This window comes from Paenibacillus sp. FSL A5-0031, assembly GCF_001956295.1.
GTDB lineage: Bacteria > Bacillota > Bacilli > Paenibacillales > Paenibacillaceae > Pristimantibacillus.
In genome coordinates, this window is record NZ_MRTD01000027.1 from 1 (window position 1) to 21,262 (window position 21,262).

General features: G+C 44.8%; 23 protein-coding genes. All 23 read right to left on the reverse strand.

What is annotated here, in order from left to right:
• Window positions 1-708: 708 nt before the first annotated feature.
• Window positions 709-945 carry a hypothetical protein gene (locus BK120_RS30815; RefSeq protein WP_076271328.1) on the reverse strand — a complete coding sequence of 79 codons (237 nt, stop codon included), beginning with the start codon at window positions 943-945 and terminating at the stop codon, window positions 709-711.
• Between the two features lie 346 nt (window positions 946-1,291).
• Window positions 1,292-2,383: a prephenate dehydrogenase gene (locus BK120_RS30820; RefSeq protein ID WP_076271329.1), complete on the reverse strand. Its 1,092-nt coding sequence runs from the start codon at window positions 2,381-2,383 to the stop codon at window positions 1,292-1,294.
• A gap of 4 nt (window positions 2,384-2,387) precedes the next feature.
• Entirely contained in the window at window positions 2,388-3,485 is a 1,098-nt protein-coding gene (hisC, locus tag BK120_RS30825) for a histidinol-phosphate transaminase (RefSeq protein WP_076271330.1), read from the reverse strand.
• 727 nt (window positions 3,486-4,212) lie between these two features.
• Entirely contained in the window at window positions 4,213-5,022 is an 810-nt protein-coding gene (gene trpA, locus BK120_RS30830) for a tryptophan synthase subunit alpha (RefSeq protein WP_076271331.1), read from the reverse strand.
• The gene (trpB, locus tag BK120_RS30835; protein ID WP_076271332.1) at window positions 5,009-6,214 is read right to left on the reverse strand and encodes a tryptophan synthase subunit beta; all 1,206 of its coding nucleotides are present in this window, start codon (window positions 6,212-6,214) and stop codon (window positions 5,009-5,011) included. Before trpB ends, trpA begins: the two co-directional genes overlap by 14 nt.
• Complete coding sequence (locus BK120_RS30840) at window positions 6,211-6,888, reverse strand: phosphoribosylanthranilate isomerase (protein WP_076271333.1); 678 nt, start codon at window positions 6,886-6,888, stop codon at window positions 6,211-6,213. Before BK120_RS30840 ends, trpB begins: the two co-directional genes overlap by 4 nt.
• Window positions 6,885-7,685 carry an indole-3-glycerol phosphate synthase TrpC gene (gene trpC, locus BK120_RS30845; RefSeq protein ID WP_076271334.1) on the reverse strand — a complete coding sequence of 267 codons (801 nt, stop codon included), beginning with the start codon at window positions 7,683-7,685 and terminating at the stop codon, window positions 6,885-6,887. Before trpC ends, BK120_RS30840 begins: the two co-directional genes overlap by 4 nt.
• Complete coding sequence (gene trpD, locus BK120_RS30850) at window positions 7,672-8,724, reverse strand: anthranilate phosphoribosyltransferase (protein ID WP_076271335.1); 1,053 nt, start codon at window positions 8,722-8,724, stop codon at window positions 7,672-7,674. The genes trpC and trpD overlap by 14 nt, the downstream gene beginning before the upstream one ends.
• Window positions 8,724-10,295, reverse strand: a complete 1,572-nt coding sequence (gene trpE, locus BK120_RS30855; RefSeq protein ID WP_076271336.1) for an anthranilate synthase component I — start codon at window positions 10,293-10,295, stop codon at window positions 8,724-8,726. The genes trpD and trpE overlap by 1 nt, the downstream gene beginning before the upstream one ends.
• A gap of 359 nt (window positions 10,296-10,654) precedes the next feature.
• Window positions 10,655-11,023 carry a chorismate mutase gene (gene aroH / locus BK120_RS30860; RefSeq protein WP_076271337.1) on the reverse strand — a complete coding sequence of 123 codons (369 nt, stop codon included), beginning with the start codon at window positions 11,021-11,023 and terminating at the stop codon, window positions 10,655-10,657.
• Window positions 11,023-12,123 carry a 3-dehydroquinate synthase gene (gene aroB, locus BK120_RS30865; protein WP_076271338.1) on the reverse strand — a complete coding sequence of 367 codons (1,101 nt, stop codon included), beginning with the start codon at window positions 12,121-12,123 and terminating at the stop codon, window positions 11,023-11,025. Before aroB ends, aroH begins: the two co-directional genes overlap by 1 nt.
• A 2-nt stretch (window positions 12,124-12,125) precedes the next feature.
• Window positions 12,126-13,295 carry a chorismate synthase gene (gene aroC / locus BK120_RS30870; RefSeq protein WP_076271339.1) on the reverse strand — a complete coding sequence of 390 codons (1,170 nt, stop codon included), beginning with the start codon at window positions 13,293-13,295 and terminating at the stop codon, window positions 12,126-12,128.
• Between the two features lie 295 nt (window positions 13,296-13,590).
• Window positions 13,591-13,761 (reverse strand): hypothetical protein, encoded by a 171-nt coding sequence (locus BK120_RS35615; RefSeq protein WP_179089935.1) that lies wholly within the window; start codon window positions 13,759-13,761, stop codon window positions 13,591-13,593.
• Between the two features lie 73 nt (window positions 13,762-13,834).
• Window positions 13,835-14,614: a CheR family methyltransferase gene (locus BK120_RS30875; protein WP_076271340.1), complete on the reverse strand. Its 780-nt coding sequence runs from the start codon at window positions 14,612-14,614 to the stop codon at window positions 13,835-13,837.
• A 29-nt stretch (window positions 14,615-14,643) separates the two neighbouring features.
• Window positions 14,644-15,087 carry a nucleoside-diphosphate kinase gene (ndk, locus tag BK120_RS30880; RefSeq protein ID WP_076271341.1) on the reverse strand — a complete coding sequence of 148 codons (444 nt, stop codon included), beginning with the start codon at window positions 15,085-15,087 and terminating at the stop codon, window positions 14,644-14,646.
• 29 nt (window positions 15,088-15,116) lie between these two features.
• Entirely contained in the window at window positions 15,117-16,091 is a 975-nt protein-coding gene (locus BK120_RS30885; protein WP_076271342.1) for a polyprenyl synthetase family protein, read from the reverse strand.
• Window positions 16,092-16,099: 8 nt separating this feature from the next.
• A complete protein-coding gene (locus tag BK120_RS30890) occupies window positions 16,100-16,948 on the reverse strand; it encodes a menaquinone biosynthetic enzyme MqnA/MqnD family protein (RefSeq protein ID WP_083682661.1) in 849 nt (282 codons plus the stop codon).
• Window positions 16,911-17,576, reverse strand: a complete 666-nt coding sequence (locus tag BK120_RS30895) for a UbiX family flavin prenyltransferase (RefSeq protein ID WP_076271343.1) — start codon at window positions 17,574-17,576, stop codon at window positions 16,911-16,913. The genes BK120_RS30890 and BK120_RS30895 overlap by 38 nt, the downstream gene beginning before the upstream one ends.
• Window positions 17,570-18,445, reverse strand: a complete 876-nt coding sequence (locus BK120_RS30900; RefSeq protein WP_076271344.1) for a UbiA-like polyprenyltransferase — start codon at window positions 18,443-18,445, stop codon at window positions 17,570-17,572. Before BK120_RS30900 ends, BK120_RS30895 begins: the two co-directional genes overlap by 7 nt.
• Before the next feature lie 2 nt (window positions 18,446-18,447).
• Window positions 18,448-19,158 carry a demethylmenaquinone methyltransferase gene (locus BK120_RS30905; RefSeq protein WP_076271345.1) on the reverse strand — a complete coding sequence of 237 codons (711 nt, stop codon included), beginning with the start codon at window positions 19,156-19,158 and terminating at the stop codon, window positions 18,448-18,450.
• 18 nt (window positions 19,159-19,176) lie between these two features.
• The gene (locus BK120_RS30910; protein ID WP_076271346.1) at window positions 19,177-20,037 is read right to left on the reverse strand and encodes a heptaprenyl diphosphate synthase component 1; all 861 of its coding nucleotides are present in this window, start codon (window positions 20,035-20,037) and stop codon (window positions 19,177-19,179) included.
• 125 nt (window positions 20,038-20,162) lie between these two features.
• Window positions 20,163-20,738, reverse strand: coding sequence for a hypothetical protein (locus BK120_RS30915; protein ID WP_076271347.1), 576 nt, complete (start codon window positions 20,736-20,738; stop codon window positions 20,163-20,165).
• 160 nt (window positions 20,739-20,898) lie between these two features.
• Entirely contained in the window at window positions 20,899-21,120 is a 222-nt protein-coding gene (mtrB, locus tag BK120_RS30920; protein ID WP_054024369.1) for a trp RNA-binding attenuation protein MtrB, read from the reverse strand.
• Window positions 21,121-21,262 lie beyond the last annotated feature (142 nt).

Consider the following 21,262-nt stretch of genomic DNA (forward strand, 5'->3'; position numbering starts at 1 on the left):
CATGCTTTTTTACCAGTATAGCACCCTTCGTTTTCTTCATTAATAATTAAATATTGACAGCCTATTGGCTGGTATAGCTTAATGAATCGTCTTCCTCGAACCCCCTTCAATTTCTCTTAAATTATTCTTAATCGCTATATACCTTTGCGATCCTAATAATAATTCACTATATAAATACATGTATTGTAGGTGATACCTCATATCAAATTTATTTTTGTGATATTTCAATAAATGATCTACATAGTCCGTAAAGAAGAATAAAACATCCTTTGACTGTTTATTGAACTTAATGGTATTCAAATAATTTGATATTTCATTTAGTTTCTTTTGAGTATAGACTAAAATACTTTGAATATCTTCTTCTGGTAGCGATTCATAAGCTTCTGTTCGTGCTTGCCAATGATCTTCAAAGACTTCTTTATTTTCATGCAAAATGACATGTATTGGTTTGAGTAATTTTAATTGGTGTTTAAGTCGTCGAGTCTTGAATAGGTTTCTGATTTTTTGGAATATGAGAAATTCCTCCTGGATAGAGTCATAAGAGTCGCTGTACTCAGCATACTTCCTTCTAATTACGAAGACGAATTTTATTTTGTTTCGCATAACTGCCCGTTAGATTAATAAAACGAGCAGGCTACCGCAGTGCCTGCTCATCGTTGTGTGCTATTGCCTAACCTTCTCCGTTAGTTGAGCAGCGTGGTGATGTTGTTAAATATAACGAATAAAACTAATCAAGACTGCTACCGCACCCATTAACACTAAAATTGAAAATACAAAGTAGCCGAAGATCTTTAGAGGACGCGGCATTGAATTTAAATCTATTTTTTTCATTGGTCCTCCACCCTCAATACTTTGAATAGAGCGAAGGTTCTCATCTAAATAATTATAGTTACTGTGCAAATGTTCCTTTTCGGGCTGGGTTTCATGGATCTTGTTTGTGCTCATTCCAAGTCCCCTTTCAATTCGGTTTACATGGAATATTCTACCACATTTACGAAAATCATGTAACCCACCAAGCACCATGCTAACCTGCCCGTTCATATTAAGGTTCAACTAGATAGATCCTTATACCGCAGCCATTGTCAGATAGGTCACCTTATAAACAAAAAAAAACCACCCCGAAGGGTGGTCCGTACTCATGATGAGCACTATAGGATTTGGATAGGAGTGGAGAGAAACCATACTGTACCTTTATTATATGTATACGCTTCCATTTTGTCAATAAGCGTTTTCATTTTGTTCGAAATAAATTGTAAACGCTTTTTTTAATCAAAAAATGACGAACACCCGATTAAAGGTGTACGTCATAGCCTTTAGCAGTAAGTACGATAACAGCCTGATCCAAATACTCTTGACTTCGGAAAGAAAGTCTTAGAACGCCCGGCACGTCTTCTCTGCTCTCAATAATATGAATGTTGCTCAGGTTGATAAGGCTATTCCCAAGCTCACTTGTGATTTTACCGATAATACCAGGATGATCTGGAATATCGACATAACAGTCGAATGCAGAATGAATCATGCCTTTGCGACGCTCAGGCATTTTGCTGCGGAATTGACCTGCTGTTCCAAAAGCTTCAGCAATCGCATCCCCATCTGAACTCTCCAGCATGGACACAAATTTATCTGTTTCCTTGCTCCAATCGCGCAGCAGCTCAAGCAAAACCTTGCGATTATTAATTAATATATCACGCCAAATAATCGAATCGCTTGATGCTATCCGTGTAATATCGCGGAAGCCCCCTGCTGCTAACGATTCATATAGCATATTATTTTCATTATATCCACGAACCTGGTTCACAAGCGATACGGCAATGATATGCGGCAAATGGCTTATCGCGCCTGCAATCTCATCATGCTCTTTCGCATCAACTTTTACGATATTCGCTTTTGTATGGCTGAGAAGTTCAACTAGACGCTCCACTGCTTCCTCAGGCGTATTCTCATCAGGTGTCAGCACATAGAACGCGTTCTCGTAAAGATGCGATGAAGCCGCTTCAACTCCTGTACGCTCAGAGCCGGCCATCGGATGCCCGCCAATAAAAGTAGCTTGTCCAAAATCGAGTGATTTTGCACATGCCATAACAGAAGCCTTCGTGCTCCCAGCATCTGTAATTATACAGCCGGGTTTTAATTTAAACGCACTGAGTTTCTCGATATATTCCTCAATGTTGCCGACCGGTACACAAACGAATATAAAATCTGCTTGCTCGGCCGCTTCTTGCATTGAAGTCGTTGCAAAATCAACCACACCCCGCTGCATGTACTTCTCTACCTGCGAGGGACGGTTTGAATGTCCGATTACTGTAATACCTGGTTTTCCTTTAAAACAAAGGGCGATCGAACCACCGATCAGCCCTACTCCAAAAATCGCTACAGTCGTCATAACTTTATCCTTGCACCGCCGATTCCTGCAAAACCTGTTCTAGTGCTGTAATGAATTTTTCATTTTGCTCACTTGTACCAACTGTAATCCGAATATGATTCGGGTAGTAAGTCCAGCGCGGTCTTGAAATAATTCCTCTGCGCAGCAATCCGTCGAATACTTCAGGTGATGGACGCTTCACATCTACCATTACGAAGTTGCCGTATGCAGGGAAGTAAGATAAGCCAAGACGATCAAATTGCTCCGACAAATAAGCAAGACCTTGTTTATTTTGGTCACGACAATATTCAATAAATGCTTTGTCAGCAAGTGCTGCTTTCGCTGCAGCTTGTGCCGCTCGCGACGTGTTGAATGGTTCACGTACCTGATTCGTATAGCGAATGACATCAGGATGCCCAACGCCATAACCAATCCGCAACGCAGCTAGGCCAAAAATTTTCGAAAAAGTTCTCAGCACGATTAAATTGCGGTGCTCGCGCAGCAATTGTATTCCGTCTGGAAACTGCGGATCATCGATATATTCCCCATAGGCTTCATCAAGTACAACAAGCACGTTCGTTGGCACCTGCTGCAAAAACTCAGAAAGCTCAGGCAGTGTGACAATGGTACCCGTTGGGTTGTTCGGATTGCAAATCCAAATGATTTTAGTTCGCTCAGTAATTTTAGACAGCATTGCAGGCAAATCATGCTTGCCTTCTTTTAGAGGAACCTCTATGATCGTTGCATTCTCAATTTCTGCATTATGCTTGTATTGCGGGAAAGTTTCGTCCGCCATAATCGTTTCGTCGCCAGGAACGATAAACGCTCTATTAATCATAAGAATAATTTCACTGGAACCTGTGCCAAAAATAATTTGGTTTGAATCAACGCCAAGCTCTTCCGCAAGTGCAGCCGTTAGTTCAACGCTCGCACCATCTGGATAAATATTAAAATTGCCTAATTCTTCAATGACTGCTGCTTTAACTTGTTCAGAACAGCCAAACGGATTTTCATTAGATGCAAGTTTGATGACTTCTTTTAACCCTAGCTCCCTCTTAACATCTTCAACCGGCTTTCCGGGTTGATAGACGGGAAGGTGGACGATATTACTTTTGGGCTGCATGAGCCGTTCACCTCTTTTATAATTGACTAGTCTCATTACTCGACATCCATTGTCTCATATCTGTGTTAGGTTTTAAAGTTTTTTTAACACAAGATTGGTCTATTGCGCAAGATTATATCGAAATTGTGATATATGTTTGATGAACTTATTAACCGGAAGGCACTTTTTTAATCAATGGTTCTGTTTCTGTATATAAAATGAAGTGAAGAATCACCGCTACCATGCCAATAACACTTCAAAATCATCATTAGAAAATGATTTTTTAAGTTCTTCATTCAAATAACGGACATCAGATCCCTTATTTGATGATAATCATGCTTTTTCTCGATATAACGGACATAGGATCCCTTATTTCTTAAATTTACATACAATTGAACGCCTTTTAGATAAAATAGCGGATTCTATGTCCGTTAAATAATATTTTTAGCCAATTATTTTAAAATAAAGGATCCTATGTCCGTAAGCTAGCTTCAAAAGTTACTTTTCAAATCAACAGCTTCGTGCTTCCCCATTTATCCTTGTGCTTTACCATCCGTCCTCTCCACCCCCGAATCACTGTACCGAAATCCCTCCAAAACAGCTCCCTGCTACAAATTCCTCTCTTAACCCGATAAAGCAAAAAAAGCTCTCCTAGACCAAGTCTAGAGAGCTTTCCGCTATTATTAATATCCTATGTCACTTACAAACCACTTTCGTAGGGTATAATTCCATCATCAAAAAATTCCATTTACCCTTTAAGCTGTGCAACAAAATCGCCGATTTGTTTAAGTCCCGCTTCACGCGTATCTGCAGCATTCAGCAGTGGAATAGCATCTTCTATCGTACGCACAATCGCACTGCCCACGATCACGCCGTCACATTGCTTTTCAAAGCGAGCAACCTGCTCACGGCTTGAAATGCCAAAGCCTACCGCGATTGGCAAATCGGTCGCTTCGCGAACCATCGAGAGGAATTCATCAATACCCGTATGAAAATCAGCTCTCACGCCTGTTACGCCAAGCGATGAAACGCAGTAGACAAATCCTTTTGCTTTGCGTGAAATACGTGTTACCCGATCCTTGGATGTCGGTGCCACAAGAGGAATAAGATGCACATTAGCTGCTTCCGCAAGCTGCCTAACCTCTTCATCTTCTTCGATTGGCAAGTCAGGAATAATAAGACCACTGATGCCTTTGCTCTGTACAAGCTCGAAAAACGCTTCAAGCCCATATTGAAACACCGGGTTGTAATAAGTGAACAATATGAATGGAATTTTAACGCCGGCCTCACGTGATTGCTCAGCTATTTCAATACAATCCTTAATTGTAATGCTGTTATGGCGCAATGCTCGCTCAGATGCACGCTGGATAACAGGACCATCTGCTAGCGGGTCGGAATACGGCACGCCAAGCTCGATCATGTCAGCGCCTGCCTTCTCGAGCGTTTGGATGATAGCAACCGAAGTAGCTAGATCAGGATCACCCATCGTAACAAAAGGAATTAACGCCGTTTTGCCTTCAGACTTCAGTCTTGCAAATGCTGTATCAATGAGATTCATGCTTATTTACCCCCAAGTAACCCATAATTGCTTCTACGTCCTTATCTCCACGTCCGGATAAGCTGACAACGACGACTTTGTCTTTATCAAGCGTAGGCGCAAGCTTAATCGTCTGAGCGATCGCATGTGCTGATTCCAGAGCTGGAATAATGCCTTCTGTGCGCGATAGCAGCTGCAACGCATCAAGCGCCTCGGCATCCGTTACAGGAACGTATTCAGCGCGTCCGGAATCTTTCAAGTAGGCATGCTCTGGTCCAATACCAGGATAATCAAGTCCCGCTGAAATCGAATGCGCAGGTTGAACCTGTCCATACTCATCCTGCAGCACATAGCTCATCGAGCCCTGGAATACACCGTGACGTCCTTTGGTCATTGTTGCCGCATGCTCAATCGTATCTACACCGCGGCCAGCAGCCTCAACGCCAAGCAGCTTCACGCTGTCATCATTAATAAATGGATAGAAAATCCCCATTGCGTTGCTTCCGCCGCCAACAGCTGCAACAACATAATCCGGCAATCGACCTTCTTCAGTCAATATTTGCTTACGAGCCTCGTCGCCAATGATACGCTGGAAATCACGAACCATCATCGGATAAGGATGCGGGCCTGTAACTGACCCCAAAATATAATAAGTATCTTCAACATGGCTGACCCAGTAACGAAGGGTTTCGTTACATGCATCTTTAAGTGTTCTTGTTCCAGATAGAACTGGCACAACTTCAGAGCCAAGCAGCTGCATCCGGAAAACATTAAGCTGCTGACGCTTCATATCTTCCTCGCCCATAAACACTTTGCATTCTAGACCAAGCAAAGCTGCTATCGTTGCAGAAGCAACGCCGTGTTGCCCTGCGCCTGTTTCTGCAATGATTTTTGATTTTCCCATACGTTTGGCAAGTACGCCTTGACCAATCGTGTTATTAATTTTATGTGCACCTGTATGGTTCAGGTCTTCACGTTTTAAGTAGATTTTTGCGCCGCCAAGATGCTCGCTAAGTCGTTCTGCATAGTATAGTGAAGTCGGACGACCTGAGTACTTATGCAACAAATAAGTAACCTCGTCTTGAAACGCTTGATCCTTGGAATAATGCTGATAAGCTTCCTCTAGCTCTAATAATGCTGTCATTAATGTTTCTGGCACATATCTACCGCCAAATTTGCCGAAGCGTCCATTCTCATCTGGTACTTGTGTCATGCTTCCATCACCCTTCTTACAAATAATCGGATTTTCTCAATATCTTTCCGTCCATCCGTCTCAACACCGCTTGATACATCTATCCCGTTTGGCGCATATGTCCTTAGCAGCTCTTGTACATTTCCTTCATGTAGACCACCTGCTACATACAGTGTAATGCCAAGCTCTTCAGCTGCTTGCATATATTCTTTTATCGCTTCCCAATCGAAGGTTTGACCCGTGCCGCCGCCAGGTGCGTCTATCAGTACGGCATCAACAGCATCTCGGTATGGCGTTAATCGCTCTAGAGCAGACATTGGCGAGCTGCCCTCGGCTTCCTTCTTCATGGAAAATACTTTCCATACTTGAACGTTCAGCTGCTCACGCACCATTTGGCAAAACGCTGCCGATTCATTGCCATGCAATTGAACCACGTCTAAAGGAGCGACTAACAAAAGTTCTTGCAGATTAGTAAAGGTTTCATTTACGAATACGCCAACCGTTCTCGGGCGCTCACCGCCAGCTGCCTTTAACTTCGCAGCCGCTGATATAAGCTGCGATGCAGTCGCCTTTTCCACCAATCGCTTGCTGGGAGCAAAGATGAAGCCGATTTCGTGAATGGGCAATCCATCCATCTGCTGAATCGTTTGCACATCCATTAGACCACAAATTTTGATACGTGTCTGCTGCTTCATCGAACGGTTACCGCACCCATTAAGTCAGTAACCGATTGTCCTACTTGCTCATGCCGCATAAAATATTCACCAATCAATACACCATGAGCGCCGATTGACTTTAAGTAATCCATATCACTATTACCCGCAATTCCGCTCTCGCTAATGACAGTAACATTTTTCGGCATAAGTCCGATTAACTCTTCGGTCGTTTTTAGATCCGTAGCGAATGTTTTCAAATCACGGTTATTAATACCAATGAGCGTTGCTTTGTCCAGCTCAAGAACACCTTCCAGCTCTTCTTTGTTGTGCACTTCTACGAGCACATCCATCCCAATCGACTTCGCAAGATCATGAAACTCACCAAGCTGCGTTGGCGTCATAATAGCTGCGATGAGCAAGATTGCGTCCGCTCCGATTAAGCGAGCCTCATAAATTTGACGATGGTCAATCGTAAAATCTTTTCTTAATAGAGGTACCTTAACCGTTTTTTTCACGGCCTGCAGAAATTCATTAGATCCTTGAAAGTAATCACGATCCGTCAACACTGAAATACAATCCGTACCAGCTGCTTCATATTGTGCAGCAAGCGTGGTTGGCTCAAAATCAGCACGAATCAGTCCTTTTGATGGCGACGCCTTCTTTACCTCGGCAATTAGTCCCATACTTCTGTTGCGGCCAGCTGCCGATAATGCATGTTCAAAGCCGCGGCATGCTTCCATCTCCGAAATTTGTTTCTCCACCTGTGCAAGGTCAAAGCGAGCCGCCAGCTCCTCAACCTCAGTTCGTTTTGTAGCTACAATTTTATCCAGAAACATTTGCCAACTCTCCTGTCGTATGAATAAGACTAACGAGCTTCCGCTGCGCCTCGCCTGAATCGATCACCTTGGCAGCAATCTCTGCCCCCTCGCGAAGCGATTGTGCTTTCCCGCCTACATATATACATGCACCCGCGTTGGCAAGCACGATATCACGATAAGCCCCGCGCTGCTCGCCTGAGAAAATAGAACGAATAAGTGCTGCGTTAACTTCCGGCTCACCACCCATAACTTCCGCAATCGGCCAACGTGTTAGTCCAAGCTCCTCTGGCGTAACATCGTAGGTTTTCACAACACCGTTTAATAGCTCAGATATTTGTGTAGGTGCAGAGATGCTAATTTCATCAAGTCCATCATGACTGCTTACAACCATGGCACGTTTCAGTCCAAGCTCACCGAGCACCTCGGCAACCGTAGAGGTGCGGCTCCGATCGTAGAATCCAAGAAGCTGTCTATCTGCTCCAGCTGGATTTGTGAGCGGTCCAAGCATGTTGAAGATTGTTCGAATACCAAGCTCACGCCGCGGAGCAGCAGCATGGCGAAGCGATGGATGATACAACTGAGCAAACATAAAGCAAATGCCGATATCCTCCAAGCATTGTGCAGCTTGTTCAGGAGTTATCGTAATTTGTACGCCAAGCGCCTCCAGCACATCAGCACTGCCCGTTTTCCCAGACATCGCGCGATTGCCATGCTTGGCAACTCGGATGCCTGCCGCCGCAGCAATAATGGAGGAAGCAGTTGAGATGTTGAATTTATGAATACCTGATCCTCCGGTGCCACATGTATCGAGCAAACCTTCTTGTTCGGTATGGAGATGGCTGGAATGCGCGCGCATTGCCTCAGCGAACCCGGTTATCTCCTCCTTCGTCTCGCCTTTCATCCGCAGCGCAGTTACGACGCCAGCTATTTGAACAGCTGTTGCTTCGCCGTTCATGATGATGTTCATCACCATTTCTGCTTGCTGCCTCGTCAAACTTGAGCCGCCAATAAGCTGGTTCAGCGCTTGCTGCATCGTTATCGCTTCGGTTGCCTGCATTATTGACCAATCCCCTCTCCGACCTTGACGTAATAATCCGAGTTAATGGAATTGAAGGAATCCGGTGCACTTTTTGGCTGTGCAAAAATCGCTTCAGCCGCACGAATGGCTTTAAGGCTGCCTTTCGCCTTGTTGACCGTCTCCAAATATTCGCTCTCCGGAACAGAATCCCAAACGATTCCCGCTCCTGCTTGTACATAGGCTTTGCCGTTCTTGAAAATAATGGTGCGGATCGTAATACAAGTATCCATTGTACCGCCAAAGCCCAAGTATCCAATTGCGCCTGCATATGCGCCGCGTGCTTCATTCTCCAGCTCCGCAATGATTTCCATTGCTCTTAGTTTAGGTGCGCCAGATACAGTGCCTGCCGGTAAACAAGAGACAAATGCGTCAAAAAAGTCTTTATCCTTGTGCAGCTTGCCAGAAACGTTCGATACAATATGCATGACATGGGAGTAACGCTCAATTTCCATAAACGAATCACATGTTACCGAACCAAACTCCGATACGCGTCCGATGTCATTGCGGCCAAGATCAACCAGCATCAAATGCTCAGCGCGCTCTTTCTCGTCCGCAAGCAGTTCTACCTCGTAAGCCTTATCCTCTTCCGGCGTCTTGCCGCGCGGCCTTGTTCCCGCTATCGGTCTTGTCTCCACACGGTCGCCCGTTACTTTCACTAACGCTTCCGGCGAAGCGCCAACAATAACTTCCTCGCCCATCTTCAAATAATACATATATGGTGAAGGATTCATCATACGGAGCACGCGATATACATGCAATGGATCAACATCTGTATCAATGCTAAAGCGCTGTGACAATACGACCTGGAAAATGTCACCTGCGCGAATGTATTGCTTCGCCTTCTCAATGTTTCCGATGAATTGCTCCTTCGTCACATTGGATTGTACGTCACCTAACTCGTAATCAACTTCAATTGAGCGTCCAGATGTTACTGGAATGGTCACCGGCTGCTGCAAACGTTCAATAGTTGCTTCAATTTTGGCAACTGCCGCTGCATAGCTCTTCGCGATTTCCGCATCCGTAGAGCATTCGGCGATATGAACATTTCCAACGATTTGCAGCTGCTGCTTAAAGTGGTCAAACACAATGATTTGATCACAAAACATAAATTGCATGTCATTCATATTCAAATCGTCGATGCGGTGGGCAGGAAGCTTCTCATAATATTGCAGCAAGTCATAGCCGAAAAATCCGATTGCTCCGCCTGTAAAGGGAGGAAGCTCTGGCAGCGACGGGCTGCGGAAAGAACGCAAATGAGCTTTTAGAAGCTCAATCGGCTTGTCATTAAGCACATGCTTCACGCCGTGATGCTCAAGCACCATCTCACCATTTTTACCGTAAAGCATCATGAACGGGTCCGTTCCTATAAACGAATAACGCGCCCATTTCGCTCCACCCTCGACACTCTCCAGCAGAAAAGCATGATCCTCTTTCGCAAAATGCTGGAATAGTCGAATTGGTGTTTCAGTGTCCGCCATCATATAGCGAACGATTGGAATTAAATTGTACTGACTGGCAAGACGGGTGACGTGCTGCAGCTCATTTGACATTCCGAACAACCTCCCTCAGTAGTGAAAATTCTATTATTAAAAACAAAAAAAGCTCCTGCCAGAGCAGGAGCGTTGGTTTAGATGATGACGGAAGTGTGTAAGCGGAAAAGACGCATGTGTAGATACGTTGAAGCAGCACTTTTACAATCCTGTGTGCCATTGCACATAAGATCGTTCAGCTTTTTCTCAAACTCGCGTATCTCTCATTGCCTAACTCTGCTTCTCTCAACTAATCTCGACTCATCTCTACTCAGCTCATAAAACTACTCTGCTACTCTCACTTACGTAACTAAATATACAACAACGTACAGCTATGCGTCAACAAAGGGATTTGTTCTTTATGAGCTAAAGTCACAGCTTTATGCTTTAGATAAGTCCGGACGAAGCGCCTGCGCGCCGTTTAAATAAACGTGACGAATCTCCGCTTGCGTCTTGTCCGTGTTGATAAGAACCATTAATCTAATACAGCGCTCAAGACTGCCTTTAACCGGAACTTCAAGCGCGCACATAAGCGGAACAAGCTCCCAGCCCTTCATTTGGCGAATAGCTCTAGCAGGGAATGTCTCGTCCAGATCGCTGGTAACCGTCACGAACACGCTGCAAATATCGTCAGGTACGATCTCATTATCGGCCACGATTCCATTCAACATTTCAATCGTTGCATTCAAAATGGGCTGTTCTTCATTAGCATCTACAGTAATAGCACCACGAATTCCTCTAACACTCATTATTGTTGCACCTCCTGCTTTAATTGCTCTACGATCTCACGTACCCATTGGATGCGGACATCGGATTTTATTTCAACTGAACCTATTGCAGTTGGCACAACAAAAACCATCGTACCCTCAGCAAATTTCTTGTCATGCATCATTGCTTCCATAATCTTATCTACGTCCAAATGCTCAGGGAGCCGCACTGGCAGTCCTGCTTTCGCAAGAACGCGCTTCGTTATGGTATATACCTCTTCTGGAGCACCATATCGCATACCCAGCTTAGCAGAGCCTACCATCCCGATGGAAATGGCTTCCCCATGGAGCAGCTCCCCATATCCAGCTACCGCTTCTAGGGCATGACCAATCGTATGACCCAGATTCAAGATCGCTCTCAAATCGTTTTCACGCTCATCCTTCGATACGACTGCCGCCTTCACGCTGCAGCCTTTATACAAAGCATAACCAAGTGCTTCCGCATCAAGAGTGCGCAATTTCTCCGCATTCTCTTCACACCATGCGACAAACGATTCATCCCAAATTAGTCCATGCTTGATCACTTCCGACAAACCAGCGCTTACTTCTCTTGGGGGAAGGGTTTGCAGCGTGTTCAAATCATACAGGACAAGCTCAGGCTGATGAAAAGCACCGATAATATTTTTGGCAAGCGGATGATTGACGGCGACTTTGCCGCCTACACTGCTGTCATGCGCCAATATTGTCGTTGGAACCTGTACGAATTTGATGCCTCTCATGTATGAAGCGGCAACAAATCCTGCAAGATCTCCAACAACACCACCGCCAAGTGCAACGATAGCAGATTTGCGGTCGAGACCTTCCTCCAAAGCTTTAGCGACAAGCGTTTCGAGCATTGCTAGCGACTTTGAGCTTTCTCCAGCTGGAACAACGACGCTTGCCGTTTTAAAACCTGCGCCAGCAAGCTCAGACTCAAGCGTTTGCAAATGAATGTCTGCAATATTCGAGTCAGTAATGATGAGCAGCGGCGATTTTTGGCTAATGCCATGCTTAATAAAATAAGAGGATGCCTCCTTCAAGAGGCCTTCCCCGATATAGATAGGATAAGAGCGATCACCAAGTTCAACTGTAAGCTCGCGCATTTTTAATACCGCCCTAGCTGTTCAAGATAATTGTTCAAGTTGGTGCGAATTTCCTCAATGGAATCGCCGCCGAATTTTTCAAGGAATGCTTTGGCAACTTCCCATGCAACGACATGCTCCATCACGACGCTTGCCGCTGGCACAGCACAGCTGTCCGAGCGCTCTACTTGAGCCGTAAACGGTTCTTTAGTATCAATATCCACACTGCGAAGCGGCTTGTAAAGCGTCGGAATCGGTTTCATTACACCTCTTACGACGATTTGCTCCCCGTTCGTCATGCCGCCCTCGAAGCCGCCGAGTCGATTCGTTGCACGATGATAGCCGCGCTCTGCATCATACATAATCTCATCGTGCACTTGCGAGCCGCGAAGCTTGGCTGCTTCGAAGCCAATTCCAATCTCACAGCCTTTAAATGCATTGATCGATACGACCGCTTGCGCGATACGTCCATCGAGCTTGCGATCCCACTGTACGTGGCTTCCTAGACCAATTGGCACGCCTTCGATAATACATTCCACGATTCCGCCAATCGAATCGCCTTCTGCTTTAATTTGATCGATATAATCAGTCATCTTTTGTTCGGTTTCTTTGTCAACGACACGAACCGAGGACTCCTCCGTCAAACGGATCAACTCATCCACGGAAAGCTGATTAGCTGGTGCTTCGATTTCACCGATGCGAATAACTTGTCCAGCAACTTTAATTCCGAATTCCGCGAGAAATTGACGAGCTACCGCCCCTACAGCTACACGCGCAGCAGTTTCACGGGCACTAGAGCGCTCAAGCACATTGCGTAAATCCTTCAAATCATATTTAAGTCCGCCATTCAAATCCGCATGACCAGGACGCGGACGATGAACGCGGCGCTTCTCTTCATCGCTGCCTTCAATCGGTTCAATATTCATAACGGAAGTCCAGTGCTTCCAATCGTTGTTTGCAACGATCAGCGCTACAGGAGCACCAGTCGTTTTGCCGTGGCGTACGCCCCCAACGATGTTTGCTGTATCCTTCTCGATTTGCATCCGGCGTCCACGACCATGACCCTTCTGACGACGGTGCAGCTGGAAATTCAGTTCCTCAAAATCAATTTTCAAATTGCTTGGCAATCCTTCAATAATAGCGGTTAATTGGGGACCGTGTGTTTCCCCTGCGGTTAAATATCTTAAAGTCAACTAAAGCTCCTCCTCAAGTGTAAACGACTAACACAGTCCATTGACGGCACAAGCTCGTTTCGCGATGAAATTTAAACCATTTTATAAATGCATCACTTATAAAATTATAAATTTTCAAAACAGCTTTCAAGCGCCTGCTATGCTTTACAGCACTAAACATCTTTGCTCATTATAGTACACAGTTACAGGTTTGACAAGAATTTGGACACCTTGAAAGCCGCTGTAACCGTATAAAAAAAGGGCTGGTGGAACTGTCATCTAAAATGACAAATCCGCCAGCCCGGGCAGCGTGCAGTTAATTTGCTGTTAACCGATCTTTTCTAAGTATCGCCGTGCCTTCACTCGTCAGCAATGGATCATCAACAAGTCTTGTCATTTGTCCACTGTCCACTCCGATAATTTGCGCACATTCCTGAATAGAAATAAAACCACGCCTATAGGCAGCTATAACCTTACGTTTATCCATCGGTTGCTTCATCCTCCAAGTTTATTACATACTAACTAGTATAGGAGAAGATGGAAAACGGTATACATGCCGCTTATACCCGGCGATAAAAGAATGTATCAGCGGTCTCAAATCCGTATTGAGCAGGGGAAAAAATTTGTTCCGTACTGCCTACAAACAGCAGTCCACCCGGTTTAAGTGCATTAGAAAATTTATGATACAATAAGTGCTTTGCTTCTTCTGTAAAATAAATCATTACGTTTCGGCAAACAATTAAATCAAATGATCCATCAAACGTATCATGCAGCAAATTTTGCTGCTTGAATTGAATAAATTGCTTCAGGGAGTCTGAAATCAAATACGCTCCCTCTGCCTGCTTAAAATATTTTTGCCGGCAAACCTGCGGAACATCGCGCAGCGATCGCTCTAAATAACTGCCTTCCATTGCCTTTTGCAGCACATTTGAATCGAGATCAGTTGCAAGAAGCGAGGATCGCTGCAAGGCACCGAGCTCCGATAAAATCATAGCGAGCGTGTAAGGCTCCTCGCCTGTTGAGCATGCCGCACTCCAAACCTTTAGACGATTAGAAGCAGCAAGCATCTCGGGAAAAAAGCGCTTTTGCAAAACTTCCCAGCGGGAAGGATTTCTCCAAAACTCAGAAACATTAATTGTCATACGGTCCAAAAACTCATTTAGCATCGTCCGATTTTGCTCAATCGCCTTCCAATACTCATCGAACGTTTGATAGCCGTGCTTCATTCGTAATGTAGTCAGCCTGCGTTTCATTTGAGCTTCTTTGTACTGCGACAAATCAATGTCGGTCTTTTGCTTTATTCGAGCAATAAACTGTGCAAAATCACGATCTTCAAGCATAGGCTCCTCCATCGCTTGTGGGCGAAATATTAAATCCACCGTTGAATTGTATGCTCGTATTGCACCAGCTCCGCTGGCGTGAAATAAATGCCGATCTCTTTTTCGGCATTAGCTGCCGAATCCGAGCCATGAATAAGATTGAAATTCGTATGTACAGCAAAATCAGAACGAATAGTGCCGGGATGAGCATCTAGTGCATCCGTTTTGCCAATAAGGGCACGCGTCAATGCAATGACATTGTCACCTTGCCATACCATCGCAAATACAGGACCTGACGTTATGAATTCAAGCAATGGCTCATAAAAAACTTTGCCTTTATGCTCCTCATAGTGGCGCTCAGCAAGCTCATGGCTCAAAACCATAAACTTGGCTGCTGCAAGCTGCAATCCCTTTTTTTCAAATCTCGAAACGATTTCGCCAATTAATCCGCGCTGAACGCCATCAGGTTTAATCATCAGAAAAGTTCTTTCCATCCCCAACCATTCCTTTCTATTTTGCACGATTAATAATTACGTTTACCAAACAAAATCGCAATATCACTCAAGTTCTTCTTCGCTGTGACGTTCGGCAATCCCTCTAATGCTTTGAGAGCTTTTTTAATATAACGGTTTGCAAGCTGGTCTGCTTGATCACCGCCATCGCTCTTGCGTATCATTTCGATGGCTCGTCCAGCATCTCGTTTCCCGCCTTGCTCCCTGATCAAAGCAATTTCCTTTAACAAAGGGTCGCGGGTTTTGGGGTCCTGCAACGCAAGTAGAACCGGCAACGTAATATTTCCTTGACGCATATCTGAGCCTGAAGGTTTGCCGATCTGTTTCTCTGTTCCATATAGATCAAGCAAATCATCACGGATCTGGAATGCCATACCCACATTATAACCATAGCGATATAAGCTATTTGCTGTTTTTCGGTCCGTTCCCGCGGCAACAGCGCCAAGCTGACAGCTAATAGCAATTAATAAAGCTGTTTTGCGTCTAATCCGAAGCAAATAATGCCGTACCGATTGTTCTGTGTTGAAGAAATCACGAATTTGTTCCATTTCTCCGATACACATTTGAACAAGGGCATGCGACAAAATTTGATGTATCTGCGGATTTGGAAGCTGAGCAGCGATTGACAATGCTTTGCCATGAATGAAGTCGCCCGTATACATCGCTATTCGATTGTCCCACTTGGACTTTACAGTGAGCTGTCCACGACGTGTTTCCGCGTCGTCAATAACGTCATCATGTACAAGTGAAGCCATATGAATAAGCTCGAGAGGGACGGCGACGCGCTTCATTACTTCAAGCTGATAATCGCCAAACTTGCCAGCCAGCAGGACAAACACCGGTCTAATCCGTTTACCCCCAGCTCTAAGCAAGTGCAAAGAAGCTTCGCCAAGCAGCACATGATCATCCGAAATGCTGCGCTCAAGCTCCTGCTCGATCTGATTTAGGTCGCCTTTCATCTTTGCATACAAATCTAGTAGTTTCATTCTTTCACCTATTGGGCAGATTGGTCTTCAAAAAAAGTAAGCTCCACGTCATTCGCTAGCAACCCTAGCTGCTTAGAATAATTGAAATATAATTTAAGTCCTTCTTGCAGCTTGCTCCCAAAATCATATTGAAGCGAATGAAAGTACATCTCCCAGTAAGTTGATTCTCCTCCAAGCTGCATACAGGCCTGTTCAATTAGTGGACCAAGATGGCTCTTATTATACTGTTTGCTCGCATTTAACGCTTTATATACAGCACGAACGGCTTCTGGGTCTGCAAGAGCTGCTTCTTTACGTACAGCAACAACAGCGTAAGTCATGCCAAGTCCCGTCCACTCATTCCATAATTGTCCTAAATCAATGACATGAAGGCCGTGGTTTTGCCAAGAAGCATGAATGGCGGGATCGCCAATGATGAGTGCAGCATCGGCAGTCTCCAGCATACTTTCCAGATTTGGAGCTGCAGTGACATACTCTGGGTTGCATTCAAAGTGCAATGTCATCAAAATTTTCAACAGATTAACTGAAGTTGCTGATGTTGTCGTTACTGAAATTCGCTCAGGACGTTTACGGCTGATCGGCTCTTTCAGAAATAAAAAGATCGAGTTGACCTTCCCTACCGAACCTACGGACAATTCTGGCAGCAGCACATAATCTTCCGCATTTAATCCGTAGGCAAATGATGATATAGCCGAAATATCCAATTCACCAGCTTGCAGAAGCCTATTTAATTCAGAAGGTACACGTTTAATGACCTCAAAGCTATCCCCATCCATTCGCTCCTCGAGCTGATGGAAAAGAGGCCATGCATTCGCGTAATCAATTCTTCCGATGGTGATCGGGCGATTCATGCCCATTCTGTTCATCTCCCCATCTTCTGTACAAATCATGTTCGATTGTCATATTATCAAGTACTTTACCAACTAAAAAGTCAATCATTTCATCCATCGTTTGCGGTTTGTAATAAAAAGCCGGCATAGCCGGTATGATCCTAACGCCAAGACGAGCCAGCGTCAGCATGTTTTCAAGGTGAATCGCATGAAGCGGCGTTTCTCTTGGGATAATAAGCAGCTTCCTGTTTTCCTTCAACATAACATCGGCGGCTCTAGTCATCAAATTATCGGAAATGCCGTGCGATATCGACGCAAGCGTCCCCATCGAGCACGGCACAATAACCATTCCTTGAACCCGGTAAGAGCCGCTTGCAATGCTTGCGCCAATATCCGCATTGGGATGAAAAACGAGTCTAGCTTCCGCGATAGCATCGCCAAAACGTTGTTCAAGAGCTGCTGAACGACGAGTCGTCTCAAAGCCTAGTTCTTCTTTTAGTACTCTCCAACCAGCTTCTGTTATGACGAGATGAACCTCGTATTTCATCTGAAGGAGAACTTCAATAAGCCTTATTCCATAAATTGAACCGCTTGCTCCTGTAATGCCTACTACCCATCGATTCGTCCAGTTGGTTTCGTTGCGGCCGTCTACCATTGGTGAATAACCAATAAATCAACGATAACAAACAGAAAGAGCACGACGCTTAATGTACCGTTCATTCCAAAAAAAGCAGTTTGGACGCGCGACAAATCATGTGGCCGTACCATCCAATGTTGATAGAACAGAAGCGAAATCGATATCAAAGTACCAAGCAAGTACATCCAGCTAAGGTCTGTCAGCCAAAACAAAGCTATAAAGCCGATTGCCGTAACGACATGAAAGGACCGAGCAATCCAGATAGCCCCTTTAATACCGAATCGAGCTGGAATCGAATGCAAGCCAGCATTGCGGTCATACTCAAAATCCTGCGTTGCATAAATAATATCAAACCCAGCAATCCATAAAGAAACGGTAATATATAATATCCAAGCAGCTAGATCAAATTGACCTGTTATGGCAACCCAGCCGCCAAGCGGCGAAAGTCCAATTGTTAATCCCAGCACAACATGGCATAACCATGTAAAGCGTTTTGTATAAGAATAAAGAACAAGCAAAGCTACTGCGATTGGCATAAGTTTCATTGCGATTGGCGCTAAGTTCGCAGTTGCTACAAACAACAAAACGAAGGAAACAATGATAAATAACATAACTTCTGCTGATTTAAGCAAGCCAGCCGGAAGTGCTCTTTTTTCAGTACGCGGGTTGCGTAAATCGATAGCCTTATCAATCAGTCGATTCAAGCTCATAGCAGCGCTTCGAGCACCAAACATCGCAAGCGTTACCCAGCCGATCTCCCCCCATGAAGGAAGGCGCTGCTCCATCATTACTGCACCTAGAATCGCTCCCATAAAAGCAAAAGGCAAAGCAAACACAGTATGTTCAAACTTAATCATTTCCAAAATAATACGTAATTTGCGAATCATTGCTATTTCTTCTCCTTTGTCCCCATATGCAGCGCAGCTACTCCACCGGTCAGAGGATATGCCTTCACCTGATGAAGACCCGCTTCTTCAAACAGCTCAGCGAGCTGCTGTCGACCGGGAAACATTTTCAGTGATTCGGGCAGCCATTTGTATTCACTGAAGCTTTTGGCTACCACTTTACCCATAACTGGCAATATACGTTCGAAATAAAGGTTGTACATCGATTTAAATGGCTGCCAAGTTGGTTTGGATACCTCTAAACATACAACTAAACCGCCTGGTTTAACAACGCGGTGCATCTCCTTCAGTACCTGTAAATAATCAGGAACATTGCGCAGACCAAATCCAATCGTAACATAGTCAAAGGAATTATCCTCGAACGGCAAGCTCATTGCATTTCCTTGGACTAATGTAATTTGCTTATTCAAGCCCATTTTGTTTACTTTGACAGCACCCACATCTAGCATGTTTTGGCTAAAATCAAGTCCTACGATTTGTCCATTACCGCTCGCTTCTGCAAGAGCAACCGTCCAATCACAAGTGCCGCAGCAAAGGTCAAGTGCTGTTTGTCCTTTTGCAACGCTCATTTTTTTCATCGTAAACTTCCGCCATGCCTTATGTCTTCTAAAGCTGATCAGATCATTCATCAAATCGTATTTTGGAGCAATCCTCTCAAATACGCCATGCACATGGCTCTTGGAGTTCGTATCCACCCTTGCAAGTCACCTCGTCTAATTGAGTGCAGGCGTGTAATCGGTTTTTTCGGTCAATAGATTATCGACGATAGTCGTCAATTCTCCGAGCAACTTGTCCGATTCCAGCTTGCCAGCCAAAACCTTCACTAAATCTGCTGATACATTCAGCTTCGTTATAAGCTGGCTGCGCACCTTATATTTTTCCACCAAACTGTTAATAAATGCAGGTTCAAAAATACGCTGAGAGAGCTGCATGCGCTCATCTTCTGACCCCGCTTGCATGATATGCCAATAGGACCAGCTTTTATCGAACGTGGCTGGATTCTCACTGCGCTTGATTTCATCAACTATAACCTCGCACCGGCTAATGCTATCCAGAATCCCTGGCCAGATGCGAGAAAGCTCGCCCTCCAGCACATCAGTGAAAATCTGAAACAACGTGCTCTTAAGCTGAACCGCAAGACCTAAATATTCTTCTGAGGTCATTTTAAGCTGCCTCATTCGAACGTAAAGATTAACCTTTAGTCTGTTGACCTCGCTAACCGCGCTGCTGATTTTGGAAACCATCTCAATTTCGCCGGCTTGCGAGAGCAATTGATAAAAAGTTGCGCTAAAGTAGTCCCCTGCCAGCACCTTAAGCTGCCTTGAACGCATCTCCGGCTCAGAGCGCTGCTCTTGGTGTGTGTCGATTAAATCATGCGTATCCATTCCTAGCTGAACGAGAGATACGACGAGCGTGTAGAGCTCACTGTGGGTCTGTAGCGACGCTTGCTGGCTCAGGAAGGCGTATAGCAAGCGAAGCCTTGCATTCGCTAAGTCAGGAAGAGACGTATGCTCCTCGATCATGTCATATTTCACATATTTTTGAGCTATTTCAGGTATACGGTATGTTCTCATTGGGGAAGCCTCCGAACAGAGAAGCGCAAATCGCCGCTCAATAATCTAAACTATTATAGCACAACTTATTCTAAAGAACATATGATTGAGCCTGCTTGTTCAACAAATTGCAATATACATCACCTTTATTGCTGCGAAATGGAGGAAGGCTTTACAGTAAATCCCGATACTGGTCCAAAACGTTTTTCCCAGGCCGAAGTAAAGCTAACTCTTAGCCTCTTTCTCCACAGCTCATCATGCACAGGATCCGCTTGCGCAAGATGGTCCAGCTCCGAAATAAGCCAATCGTCGGTTTTCCGCACATCAACAGCAGCTAGCAAAGCATCGCCTTCCGCTTGCTCCTCAATGATTCGAATCAGAATACGTTTCACATTCTCTAGCTGTATGAATGAGACACGAATAAGCTTCTCAACATCCGAGAACCAAATTGCCGGCCGGCCTTCAATGGTGCTTACCCGCATATCGATCGATAAAACGCCGTTATTCCATTCCGCCTTATTCAACCGCTCATGAAGCTGAGTTGCAATGAGCACATCTACTATATTGTTGTTGGAGAGCCGTACGACCGGCGTCGTGCGAAAAACAGCCACGTCGCCGCGATTTGCCGAATGCTGCCATCCTGCATGAGGAAGCCAAGTAAATAATAATGTAGCTGCTAACGCAGTCACACAAGCTGTTAGAAGTGGTTTTCCGATGTTCACTCTGCACCTCCGAAAATTAACTTATCACCTTAACCTTTAAATTCATTCGATCCGCATGAATATAAAGTCCCATCTCTCATTGTACGAGCGGTGCAGGATGATTATTCGGACTGCAGGCAGGCAAAAAAAAGCAGGCATAGCCTGCTTTGCACATTCGTTGTTACTGATCGGTTTCCATCGTACCGTATTTCGTCATCACAACCGCTTTACCTCGAATTTTTATAGCTGAAGTATGATCGGTAAATTGGCAAATTAATATTTCGTTTTTATCCAACTTTTCCGTATGATGAAATTTTGTGTCAAGCCCGCGTGTTAATCCGATGACTTGAACGCCTTGATCTTTTGCCTTTACGACAATGTACTCGCCATGTGTAGGCTCCATCGTTATCCCTCCGCATCCGTAATTCCATACTATCCATGTGAATTATAGTGGATGTGTAACGTTTGTGCAATCCATTCTATCATGCAAATAAACAAATAACGCCCGAACGGTATCCCGTTCGAGCGAAATTAGGCCGAATTAT